The following is a 12418-nucleotide window of genomic DNA, read 5'->3' as shown; positions in this document are numbered from 1 at the left end:
ACGTCCTGACGTCTGATGGCTAAGGCGTAGACATAGATGGTAGATGCACCCTGATGATTTCCTTAGCCCACTGGGCTAGGGATTTTTTTTGCTCTTTTTTTCGAAACTGGCATTGCTGAACCTGGGTATTGCTAGACAATCGTCCCCACCCCCAATGCAATTTCTCAGATTTTTTCAAATTGTTCTGATGGCTGATGGCTAAGGCGTAGACATAGATGGTAGATGCACCCTGATGATTTCCTTAGCCCACTGGGCTAGGGATTTTTTTTGTTTAAAAATCCCTAGAGCCTGGCCCTGGTGGCAGAGTTTGCAAACTGCCGCACTCCAAAGGCCGCACCCAAACTGGCAAACCCAAACTGCCACACCCACGATGCAATTTCTCAAATTTTTTCAAATTGTTCTGATGGCTGATGCCTAAGGCGTAGACATAGATGGTAGATGCACCCTGATGATTTCCTTAGCCTTTCGGGGCTAAGGAATTTTTTTGTCTATTTTTCAAAGGTGAATTCCTTAGCCTGCCAAGGGCTAAGGAATTTTTTTGTCTAAGTAAGTGATCCTAATTAGTTTTCAGATATCGAGGCCCCCTCTTCCCAATCCTGGGGGAAGCTAGACTCAAAGCCCCCAGAATTGGGGGTTTGGGGGCAAAATCTGCGAAGTCAAACTGCTTATTTATATCTTATAAAAGATTGAGTTCACCCACTTATTTTTCAAACTCGACGGTTTCGTAGAGTTCTGCCAAAGCAATGGTAACCGGCACGGATGTGAGCGCGAACGAGCCACCTAAACCGTCGTATTCCCGAAATAACCATTCTTGACTCGCCTGTTTTACATAGTGCTCCACATGGGGCGAGTATTGGTCAATTAGTAAATATTCTTGCAGGGATGCGATGGTGCGGTAGTGGGAAAATTTTTGCCCGCGATCATAGCCCTGGGTAGAGGCCGATAGGGTTTCGCCAATCAATAGGGGATTAATAATCGTATCTTTTCGCCCAGGTTGTAGTTCTGGTGGTCGAGGCGTCACCATCATGTCTGGGTAGGTGTAAACGGTCCTGTCAGGAATCCAAAGCCGTTGATCTGTGAAAAAGATACCGTAGGGTTGCTTGCGCAAACTAGCCCTTAACAGAAAAATCAACATTCCTGTAATTTCATTGTGCTCCGGTGTGCCCCCTGTCATTTCGACGATTTCCCCATTGCGAAATTCATGGCGCAGCTCGGACTCCACCTCTAAGGCTAGGTAGTCTTCGGCGGTGTAGGTTTTAGGCGCTGCAATGGTCATGGTGCTTCCCGGTGAAAACGCGCACAGATAGTTTTAGTACAGCTCATATTTTAGAAACTGACACGGAATTGCACCGTTATAGACCGGAATCTTTCTAGCGGTTCGCAGGCCAATGCGCTTGGTCAGGGCCTTGTTGCCACTCAAAATATAGGCGGTCCATCCTTTAAACCGCTGTTTGAGAATATCCCCCATGAGTTTATAAAACGGGGCTAAATTTTCGCTCTGCCCCAGTCGCTCCCCATAGGGGGGGTTGCAAATCAAAATGCCGCTGTCGGCGGGGGCTTCGATGTCGGCAAAGTCGGTGTAGCTAAAGTCGATGTAATTGTCCACACCACTGTGGCTGGCGTTGGTGCGGGCCTGGTCGAGCACCTCTAGGTCGCGATCGCACCCCAGCACCGGCCCGGTCAGCTCAGCTCGCTGCTGTTGTTCCGCCTCTGCCACCAGCGACTGCCACAGCGGCTCCTTATAGTCGGGCCAGGTTTGAAACCCAAATTGCTGCCCCGATTGCTGGCGAAACAACCCCGGCGCAATATTTAGGGCCTGCAAACTGGCCTCGATGGGCAGGGTGCCCGAGCCGCACATGGGGTCTAAAAAGGCGATATCCCCGGACCATTCGGTCAGGCTCACTAGGGCGGCGGCTAGGGATTCCTTTAGGGGGGCCACCCCCATGGCGGGGCGGTAACCACGGCGGTGCAAACTACTGCCGGAGCTATCTAAGCTGACCACGGCCTGGTTGTTGTCGATGTGCACATTGATCTGCACGTCGGGGCTTTCGGTATCCACCCCGGAACGGCCCCCATGGCGATCCTGCTGCTGATCGACGATGGCGTTTTTTACCTGGAGGGCGGTGAAGTGGCTGTGGTTTAAGCGCTGATTTTTGCCGGTGGCCTTGACGGCAATGGAATAGTCTGGCGAGAAATATATGTCCCAGTCAATACTTTGGATGCCGTAGTACAGAGAATCGCGATCGCGGGCCCCCACTTTTCCCACCGTCACCAAAATTCGAAACGGCAGCCGGGCCCATAGGTTGATTTTGTACAGCTGGGTGCGATCGCAGCGAAAACCCACCCCACAAAACCCCGGTTCCACCCCGTCTGCCCCCAGCCGCTCCAGTTCATTGGCGGCCAGTTCTTCCAACCCACGGGCGACAGTCGCAAAACAGTTAAACAACATAGGGGCACTAAGGTTTCAACACACCAGACTCAAGCAGCCTATCAATCATGCCTTAGGATCCCGCAATTGAACATCACCGCCCCGGCCGATCCCCCAGGAGTACAGAAAGCATTTATTTTTTCCCTTCCCAGGCCGCCCTCACCAACCGAATCTCGTTGTAATCATAGGTGTCCCCCAGCTCCTCACGGATAGCTCTCAAAGAATGGGCCCCCACCTTTTCAATCGCTTCAAAAATTGGCACCTGGCGTTCTGGCGACACCAGCCGCCCCAAATCCACCTCATAGTTGGCGGCCATCAAATGCTCCATATGGTCAATAATGGTGCCCAATCGCAGCCCCCGCTCAATGGCAATTTCCGATAGGGATAGCCCCTGCTGAAATAACCCATGGGTGGTCAGTTGAGTCGCCGTCAGCTCGCTCGACGAAGACGACGACGTGGTTGCAGCGGCAGCATCGGCGGCCACCGTATTTGGGGTCAAATTGTGGGAACGACAAAATACCTCGATGGTCTCGGTAAAGGTTTTGCCATACTGCTCTAGCTTGCGTTTGCCCACCCCAGAAATCGCCGAAAATGCGGCCGTGGTAATTGGGCGCTGCTGGGCCATTTGCCGCAAACTGGCATCGGCAAAAACCACATAGGGCGGCACCGATTGTTCGTCGGCCAGCCGCTTCCGTAGCTGTCGCAGCTGCTCCAGCAACAAGGCCTCATCCCCACTTAGCTGCACCACATCATTAGCCTTGGCCTTGGCCTCCGGCTCCGGTCGCTTAATCACATGGATATTGACCGGAATCTCTTTTTTTAGCACCTGCCAGCTACCGCCATTTAGCTTCAGCACAGAATAGCCATCGGTGGTTTCCGAAAGCAGCTCTTGGTGCAACAACGACCGACACAGCTGCCGCCATTCATCCACACTGTGGTCCTGGCCAATGCCATAGGTAGACAGCCGATCGTGGCCGAGGTCCAACACCCTTTTCTTGCGAGACCCGCGCAGCACATCAATGACATGGTTCATGCCAAATCGTTCCTGACAGCGCGCCACACAGGAGAGAAACTTTTGCGACTCGATGGTCCAATCCTCCATCGGCACAGGATTCAAACAGTTGTCGCAGTTTTTGCAATCCCCCGGAAACGATTCCCCAAAATAGCTCAGCTGAATCTTGCGACGACAGATGGCACTTTCGGCATAGTTGATCACATGGCGCAGCTGTTGGCGGGCGATGCGCTGCTCCTGCTCATCGGGCTTTTGATTAATGAGGTACTCCACCGTGGCCACATCGGCATAGCTAAAGAACACGGTACAGTTGGCCGGGTCCCCATCCCGTCCGGCCCGACCAGATTCCTGGTAGTAGCTTTCGATGGTGCGGGGCAAATCGTAGTGAATGACAAACCGCACATCGGGTTTGTTGATGCCCATGCCAAAGGCAATGGTGGCCACAATGATGCGCACATCGTCGCGAATAAACTGTTCCTGGTTCTCCTGCCGTTCCTTATCACTTAACCCGGCATGGTAGGGCAAAGCCGAAATCCCATCTTGCTTCAGCCGAAAGGAAATTTCATTCACCCGCTTACGGCTCAGACAGTAAATAATTCCAGACCCCGGCTGCTGTTTCACCAGCTTCAGCACATGATCGTAACTTTGCTTGGTCTTGGGCTTGACCTCATAGTGCAAGTTTTGACGGTTGAACCCCGACACAAACACCTGGGGTTCCTTGAGCCGCAGCTGCTGACTAATGTCCTGGCGCACGCGCTCCGTCGCCGTCGCCGTCAGCGCGATCATGGGCACCTGGGGTAGCTGCTGCTTAAGTTGAAACAACTGGCGATATTCTGGCCGAAAATCATGCCCCCATTCCGACACACAGTGGGCCTCATCAATGGCAAATGACGCGATGCCCACGGTTTGTTGCAGCCGCTCCAGGAGTGGCCAAAAGTTAGGACTCATTAACCGCTCTGGGGCCAGATACAGCAGCTTGACATCGCCATTTAGCAGCGCACTTTCTCGCTCCCGTGCCTCCGCAAAGGTCAAACTACTGTTGAGAAAGGTGGCGGCAATGCCATTGTCCTTGAGACTGCGCACCTGATCCTGCATCAGGGCAATCAGCGGGGACACCACAATGGTCACCCCCAAACGCAACAGCGCCGGCAGCTGATAGCACAAAGACTTACCCCCACCCGTGGGCATAATCACCAGCACATCCTGCCCCTTTAGGGCTTGCTCAATAATCGTGCGCTGATAGTACCGAAAGTCGTCGTAGCCGAAAAAGTGTTTGAGAGCAGACTCTAGGGATGGAAATGACGCCATGGTAGGTGCGTTGGCCATGTCAGCAGAAAACTCGTCGGCAATTATTCTAGACTTCCACATAACCTCGACACAGGAGTAAAACCCACTAAAAAAATCTATAGAAATTGCGACGTAAACATATGTAAACTTTTTAGCGTTATAGCCGCATGACGGCTTGACTGCATCGGGCAGGATGGGTACAGTGACTGCATGGGTTCAGGCCCCGTGAATTATTGCTATTTATTAGGGTTGATATGCAAGGCAAGCAGAAGGTCACTCTCTATATGCCCGATGACCTGCACCGCCAGCTTAAGATTCGTGCTGCGGTAGATGGTGAACCTATGTCTACCTTGGCCGAAAGGGCAATTGGTTTTTATCTTAATCATTCAGATGTAGTTGATGGTGTGCAGGGCAGAGCTCATTTGGTGTATGAGTGTCCTTCTTGTTCTACGCCCGTGGTGCTCAAGGACAACGACTTAATGACGGTGGAATCTCACGGGGATTTACATGCAGAGTCGTTGACCGAAGTGCCAGACGTTGTGCCTAGTTCGGTGCGGTCTGATGAAGGCGAGCTAGTGCCCTGTTAGGGGCGTTAGTCTAGTTGTTGAGACACTCATAATCGCGGTGCTGAAGGTCTTATTTGGTCTGGTTTGTCGGTCGGCGTTGAGAGGATAAAAAACAATGAAAGAAGAGCTCAAGGTCCTAGTTAAAGCTCAGTATCCTCTGATCTATTTGCTCACCTTTGAGGAGGAAAGAGCAGAGAGAACAATTGCTACGATTGCAAAACAGCATCCACCCAGGAGATTATTCACCTGGACGGTGACCCACGGTGTTACTGAGTATGGTCAAGCGCGTAGCTCCCAGAATAGTAATACGGTCTCTCCCGAGGCTGCCATTGATTGGGCGATTCGTCAGAAGGATCCGGGCATCTACGTCTTTAAAGACTTGCATCCATTTATGGATTCCCCTGCGGTAACTCGATGTTTGCGGGATGCGATCGCAAGTTTTAAGGGTAGTAACAAAACCATCGTTCTCATGTCTCCGGTGCAGGAGATTCCGATAGAATTAGAAAAGGAAGTTGTTGTCCTCAACTTTGACATGCCCAGCATGGGTGAACTAAACAAGGTTCTCACGGCTGAGCTAGCCAAGGCGGGCGGCGGCAACATCACCACCGATGTTCGCGAAAAACTACTCAAGGCGGCCCTTGGTCTCACCGAGGACGAAGCCGAGAAGGTGTTTCGCAAAGCCAGGGTTGTTTCCGGCAAGCTGACCGAATCGGAAGTAAATATCGTTCTCTCCGAGAAAAAGCAGCTCATTCGTCGTAACGGCATCCTTGAATATATTGAAGAGGATGAAACGCTGGATTCTGTCGGCGGTTTGGAAGAGCTCAAGCGCTGGCTCAGACAACGCTCAAACGCATTTACTGAGCGGGCCCGTGAGTATGGTCTACCCCAGCCCAAGGGGATGTTAATTCTCGGGGTGCCCGGCTGTGGTAAATCCCTCATTGCAAAAACCACCGCCCGGCTGTGGGGTTTGCCCTTACTGCGCCTAGACATGGGCCGGGTATACGACGGCTCCATGGTGGGTCGGTCCGAGGCCAATTTGCGGGGTGCCCTTCGCACCGCCGAGTCGATTTCCCCCGCCATTTTGTTTATTGACGAAATCGACAAGGCCTTTGCCGGTGGGGCCGGTTCCGCCGACTCCGATGGTGGCACCTCCAGTCGAATTTTTGGTAGCTTTCTCACCTGGATGCAGGAAAAAAACTCCCCCGTATTTGTTATGGCCACGGCCAACCGGGTGGAGCGTTTGCCTAGCGAGTTTTTGCGCAAGGGCCGGTTCGACGAGATCTTCTTTGTGGACCTACCCAACGAAGAAGAGCGCAAAGAGATATTTAAGATTCACCTTAGTAAGCGTCGCCGCGATGTTGAACGATTTGATTTCGAACAACTAACTAAGGTATGTGAAGGTTTTTCGGGGGCAGAGATTGAACAGGGTTTAATCTCTGCAATGTATGAAGCGTTTGCCCAAGGCCGCGAGTTTAATCAACTCGACATTATTGCGGCTATTCGGGCAACGTTACCGTTGTCTAAGACCATGAGTGAACAGGTAACGGCGCTTCGCGATTGGGCACGGCAGCGTGCTCGCCCCGCGGCTTCATCCGTCGCTGAATATCAGCGGATGGAGTTTTAACAGGCTTTTGTTAGGGGATTTCCCCTAGCAAGGGGCTAACCATGTGGTTAGCAGTTTTTGAGGCAATGGCTTAGCAAATTATCATTGCTGATTTCAAGGATAGACCCAACTGGAGATACCGGTCATGGACCACCATCTTACAGGGACCGTCATACCAAGAATCGGCAACATCAGGTTTTAACCGTTGGTTTGTTAATCTATTGGCTTTGCGTTTTTTAATTCTCAATCTCTCATTTTCCTACTGGAGGAAACACAATGTCTCACTTTAGTACTCTACGCACGAAGATCACTGAAGCTGAAATCCTTAAGTCTTCTCTGAAAGACTTGGGCATCTCCGTTAAAACCGAAGCTGATGTTCGCGGTTATAACGGCCAGCGTGTACGTGCTGACATCGTAGCCGTTCTAGAAGGCGAGTATGATCTAGGCTGGGCTCGCAACACAGATGGTTCCTTTGATCTGATTGCTGACCTTTGGGGCGTTGCTAAAAAGCACAACCAAACTGAGCTAATCAACTCCATTAACCAAAAGTATGCGGTTAACCGGACTTTAGCAGAAGTTAAGCGTCCTGGTCTTCAGAATGCTAACGTGAAGCTCGTCCTTCAGTAGAAAGAAGGTTACTGCTTCCCATACGCGTTCCCACGCATATTTAAGCTGGTTCCTCTCCATGGGCCAGCTTTTTTCATGGACTGCAATAAAAAACAGTGGGGATGAGATTTTTCTTTCTAAAAATCTCACCCCCACAGGCGCTTATTTTAAAGAGAATAGTAACTATTCCTGCCCATCGAGGGTGGAGGGCAGTTGGCCATCGGCCCAATCAAACCCACGCACGACCCATTGCCCCACGGCAACAGCCGCTAGCCCCAAAGCGGCGATTTTAAGCAACAAAATAATGAGGCCATTGAATACGGTGACTAGGGTGATGAGTGCGATCGCAAGTACTGCCAAAGCCGCCGCCAACAACAGATGAACCGGCTGAGTAGTGCGCAGCAACTGCCAAACAGCCTGGGTTTTATCATTGGTCACAGGCCGGTACTGGTGCCATAGACTCAAGGCCCCATGGGTGGCATAACTGGCCAAATTACTCAGCTTACTTTCCAGGGCAATACGATGTTCGTTCACCGCGTCAGCGGTGGCAATAGTCGCAGTTTCAGTGGATGGGGGGGATTTAGCAATAGTCATAGGTCACTCCATTAAACGTAGCACTTGCACCCTATTTCCATAGGATGCACAGGGCATGAAATTCAATTAAGTACTAGTGTACTATAAAGCCATTTGACCCAGACCCAATCTTAATAAAAACCTAGCCCTACAGGTTCCACCTAGGCAGGCAGAGATTGAAGCCAACTGGATGGGAAAAATGAACGAAAAGGCACAACTGTGCATGGATTGATTGCGGAGTGTGCACCGATTAGGACAAAAGACAACGATGACGTACCTGCAAAACTTGATAACTGCCAACCCAGCGATCAACATATCTTTTGGTTGATATATCAACAACAGTTCCTAAGCGTTAACGGGCCACTGGCACATATATCTATCCAATTTTTATGATTTTTTCCCGCATCATCCGTCGGTTCAAAAAAGGGTATCAGCTCCTCTGCGAACATATCACATTAATCCTAGTGCTGTTGCTATGCTTAGGATTGGGCATTGGCTTAGCCGGCAGCTATAACCTATCCGTCAAATTGGTGGAGGCCCAGGCCCAACAATATGCCCGCATCAGCATTGACACTCTCAACAAAACCCGGGTGCTCTATAGCGAAAATGTGGCCCAGCGCCTCAGGTCCGTTGAAGGGGTCACCCTAACGCCCGAATACCATTCTACGGATGGTGCAATTCCAGTGCCAGCAACATTTTCCATCGAGCTCAGTGAGAATATCACCGACCTGGCCAAGGGCTCTATTTTTAGACTATACAGCGACTATCCGTTTCCTAACCGTCAAGCAACAGGCGGTCCCCAAGATAGCTTTGAACAAGATGCCCTAGCCTATCTACGCAAAAATCCTACGGCATCGTTTTTCCGCAAAGAAAAAATCAACGATCAGGTCTCCTTTCGCTATGCCGAAGCGGTGCAAATGAAAGCGAGCTGCGTCGAATGCCATAACAAGTTATATTCCAGCCCTAAGAAAGACTGGAAAGTGGGTGATGTCAGAGGCGTTATTGCCATCACCCAGCCCCTAGACGAGATTCTCCTCATGGCCCAGGAAGGTCTGCGCAATCACTATATGATTCTGATTGTGCTTAGCCTGCTGGCGGTAATTGGCCTCAGCTTGGTGATTAGTCGTTTCCGGTTCATCAATGTTGAACTCGAAAAGAAAGTGGCCGACCGAACGGCAGAGCTCAATCGGTTGGCGAATCTAGATGGTTTGACCCAAATTGCAAATCGACGCTACTTTGACCAACGTTTAGACGAAGAATGGCGACGGGCAATTCGCCCACAACTACCGCTATCGTTGTTGCTGTGTGACGTTGATTTCTTTAAACCCTATAACGATACCTATGGCCACCAGGCTGGGGACGACTGCCTCAAGACGGTGTCCCAAGCGTTGAGTACTAGTGCCAAACGCGCAGGGGAGGTGGTAGCCCGCTACGGCGGCGAGGAGTTTGGCATTATCTTGCCTGGGAACGATACCAATGATGCGGTGAAGGTGGCCCAACTGATTCAACGGCGCCTCCACGAAGTGAAGGTGCCCCATGCCAAGTCGAAAATCAAACCCTACGTCACCATTAGCATCGGCATTGCCACGGTTATTCCCTCTAGGGAACAAACCTGGGAACAACTTATTCATGCCGCCGACCAAGCCCTATATCAGGCAAAAGAACAGGGCCGCGATCGCTACATTATCTGGGACCAGCCAGCGCCTATCAATGCGCATTGATGGGCAATAGGGTGCAAAATCAAACAAGGCTTGTTAAGCCACGATTTCAAGGCACAAGACCATAATTTTAGTTTTCAACAAGCCCTTACCTGGCCCATTATTTTTGTACAGTCCCCTGCCCAGCAATAGTACCTAGGCCCGGTTGCTCCGGCGCCAACGGCAGCAACCATATACCTACGTAAGCAGGGTCTAGTTTCGTTTGGATGTACGGCAGCTGTTAGTTTATAAAACCCACAAGGCACTATAAATGACACAGCCTCTGGCGGGTGGGTCTACACCATAGGTAAAAAAATGCACTTAAAACACACGCTACTTGAGCATTCTATGCACTATTGAACAACTTGCTCCCCATGCAAAACTTACGAAAGTTTTTAGCGCTTCAATTTCAAAATAGTGTGGCATTGCGTTACTTAACGATTGCCAGCTCATTTGTGTTGTCAGTGCAGCTAGTATTTAGCCTATTGCAAATTCACCGTAGCCAGACACAGCAGATGAACAATCTGCACGATCGCGTCAAGACCAAAGCTGCCTTTCTACGAGGCGTTGCCCCAGAAGCTATATTTGACCTTGACTTTCTGTATCTGGAAACAATGATGCAGCAAGCTACCGAAGATAGCGACATTGTTTACAGCGTCATCATCAGCCACGACGGCGAACTGCTGACCAAATATCTCAATCGTGACCAGCTCGTGGTCAAATCCGTTATTGCCGCCCCCGACACACAACCAGAGAATTTGTTGGATGTATTGGCCAAAGTGGATCAACAGCCCTACATGCACCAAGTGCTATTACCGATTGAACCCTTTGGTGAACCCCTAGGACAAATTCGCTTGGGCTACTCAACCCAGCGGGTGCGCTCCGAGAGTGTGATTGCGGCATTAAATAGCATTATTAGGGCTTTCCTGGTCAGCTTACTCTTAGCAGCGCTGACCATTGTTCTATTTAACCGCCAAGTATATATGCCCTTAAAGGCGCTGCGAAAATTTGCCCGTGGGTTTGAAGAAGGCAACCTGAGCCAGCGAATTCAAATTGGCTATGGGGACGAAATTGGTCAAGTTGGCAGTGCCCTAAATCGCATGGCCGATCAGCTCCAAGAGAACCTCGTTGGCTTAGCAAAAGCACGGGATGAAGCCATTGCTGCGAATAAGGCAAAAAGCGAATTTTTAGCCAACATGAGCCATGAATTGCGCACACCGCTAAACGCTATTTTAGGCTTCAGTGAGCTAATGACTCGCGAGCAGGACACCACCCCCAATCAGAAGCGGACCCTGGAGACAATTAATCGTAGCGGAGAGCATTTACTCGCCCTGATTAACGATGTTCTAGAAATGGCAAAAATAGAATCGGGGCAAACGTTAATTGAGCCAGTGGCCTTCGATTTACCCTACTTTTTGCAAACCCTCTATGACATGCTGAGGGTCAGAGCACAGGCCCAAAACCTACACCTCGTCTTTAACTACCGATCGGACCTACCCCAATATGTAAAAGCCGACGAACGAAAACTCAGACAGGTGCTCTTAAATTTATTAAGCAACGCCGTCAAATTCACCCAAGCAGGCTGCATCACCCTGCAAGTCGAAACCTTTGTAGATCCGTCACAACCCCAGATCCAGCGCGTGTCATTTGCGGTAGAAGATACTGGACCGGGCATTGCCAACGAAAATCTTGCCGCGATCTTTGAACCATTTGAACAAACAGACCTAGGCCGCAATAGCCAAAAAGGCACCGGTCTGGGTTTAGCCATCAGCCGTCGCTATGTGCGGCTAATGGGCGGAGACCTCACCGTATCCAGCCAGGTAGGCCAAGGATCAACGTTTCAGTTTGCGCTGCCGATACAACTGGCGGCAGCCGTTGACGTAAAACTTGAGACCCATGAGACCAAGCGCATCATTGGCCTAGCCCCCGAGCAAAACACCTACCGCCTATTAATCGTGGAAGACGTGGAAGAAAATCGACAGCTGTTGACCAGAATACTGGAATTAACCGGATTTGAGGTAAAAACAGCAGCCAATGGTTTAGAAGGTTTGGAATGTTGGAAAGCGTGGCACCCCCACCTCGTGTGGATGGATATGCGCATGCCCGTTATGGATGGATTTGAGGCAACCCGATGCATTCGAGATCTTGAAAAAAACCAAATCAAGAAAGAACAACAGTCGACCATTATCATTGCATTGACAGCGTTTGCCTTTGAAGAACATCGAACCATGGCCCTTGAGGCCGGATGCGACGACTATGTGCGCAAACCATTTCGCGAACAGGATCTGTTCGAAAAGCTAGAGCAACATCTGGACGTTCGGTATTTGTATGAAGGAGAACAGATAGAACCAACCGAAGCGTCGACCAAGAGTGTTGAAAAAGGCGTGATTACCCATGAAACCATGGAGACACAAATAGCCGCCATGCCTAGGGACTGGCTAGAACAACTCCATGCAGCCTCCATAGAACTCGACCGGGAAGCCGTCTCTAATTTGCTGCAACAAGTGGTAGATGAGCACAGTGACTTGGCCGCACAGTTACAAACCTGGGCCAATAGTTTCAGGTTTGACAAGATTACCGACTATACGAGCGATATCTTAGAAGGCGCCCATATTTAGATCACCTGAGGTTTTGCAAACACTCATT

General features: G+C 50.5%; 9 protein-coding genes. 5 read left to right on the top strand and 4 right to left on the bottom strand.

What is annotated here, in order from left to right; translation table 11 throughout:
* Positions 1-700: 700 nt before the first annotated feature.
* From IXB28_RS09510 to recQ, 3 genes are all read right to left on the bottom strand, one after another.
* A complete protein-coding gene (locus IXB28_RS09510) occupies positions 701-1276 on the bottom strand; it encodes a Uma2 family endonuclease (protein ID WP_215618344.1) in 576 nt (191 codons plus the stop codon).
* A gap of 33 nt (positions 1277-1309) precedes the next feature.
* Positions 1310-2449 carry a THUMP domain-containing class I SAM-dependent RNA methyltransferase gene (locus IXB28_RS09505; protein WP_215618343.1) on the bottom strand — a complete coding sequence of 380 codons (1140 nt, stop codon included), beginning with the start codon at positions 2447-2449 and terminating at the stop codon, positions 1310-1312.
* Positions 2450-2561: 112 nt separating this feature from the next.
* On the bottom strand, positions 2562-4766 hold the full coding sequence (gene recQ / locus IXB28_RS09500; RefSeq protein WP_215618342.1) for a DNA helicase RecQ: 2205 nt from the start codon (positions 4764-4766) through the stop codon (positions 2562-2564).
* Positions 4767-4981: 215 nt separating this feature from the next.
* On the opposite strand from recQ, the gene IXB28_RS09495 reads away from it, so the two are divergent.
* From IXB28_RS09495 to IXB28_RS09485, 3 genes are all read left to right on the top strand, one after another.
* On the top strand, positions 4982-5314 hold the full coding sequence (locus IXB28_RS09495; RefSeq protein ID WP_215618341.1) for a hypothetical protein: 333 nt from the start codon (positions 4982-4984) through the stop codon (positions 5312-5314).
* A gap of 94 nt (positions 5315-5408) precedes the next feature.
* Positions 5409-6917, top strand: coding sequence for a stress-responsive protein Ycf46 (gene ycf46, locus IXB28_RS09490; RefSeq protein WP_215618340.1), 1509 nt, complete (start codon positions 5409-5411; stop codon positions 6915-6917).
* A gap of 255 nt (positions 6918-7172) precedes the next feature.
* Positions 7173-7523 carry a DUF1257 domain-containing protein gene (locus IXB28_RS09485; RefSeq protein WP_215618339.1) on the top strand — a complete coding sequence of 117 codons (351 nt, stop codon included), beginning with the start codon at positions 7173-7175 and terminating at the stop codon, positions 7521-7523.
* A 162-nt stretch (positions 7524-7685) separates the two neighbouring features.
* Here IXB28_RS09485 and IXB28_RS09480 read toward each other — a convergent pair whose 3' ends face one another.
* The gene (locus IXB28_RS09480) at positions 7686-8096 is read right to left on the bottom strand and encodes a hypothetical protein (RefSeq protein ID WP_215618338.1); all 411 of its coding nucleotides are present in this window, start codon (positions 8094-8096) and stop codon (positions 7686-7688) included.
* Positions 8097-8464: 368 nt separating this feature from the next.
* Between IXB28_RS09480 and IXB28_RS09475 the strand changes: the two genes are divergently transcribed.
* Entirely contained in the window at positions 8465-9796 is a 1332-nt protein-coding gene (locus IXB28_RS09475) for a diguanylate cyclase domain-containing protein (protein WP_215618337.1), read from the top strand.
* Between the two features lie 350 nt (positions 9797-10146).
* Positions 10147-12390 (top strand): ATP-binding protein, encoded by a 2244-nt coding sequence (locus tag IXB28_RS09470; RefSeq protein WP_215618336.1) that lies wholly within the window; start codon positions 10147-10149, stop codon positions 12388-12390.
* Positions 12391-12418: the final 28 nt, after the last annotated feature.

This window comes from Leptothoe kymatousa TAU-MAC 1615 (assembly GCF_018739865.1).
Lineage (GTDB): Bacteria > Cyanobacteriota > Cyanobacteriia > Phormidesmidales > Phormidesmidaceae > Leptothoe > Leptothoe kymatousa.
The sequence above is the reverse complement of the archived record's forward strand: the minus strand, read 5'-3'. Positions and strand labels throughout refer to the sequence as shown.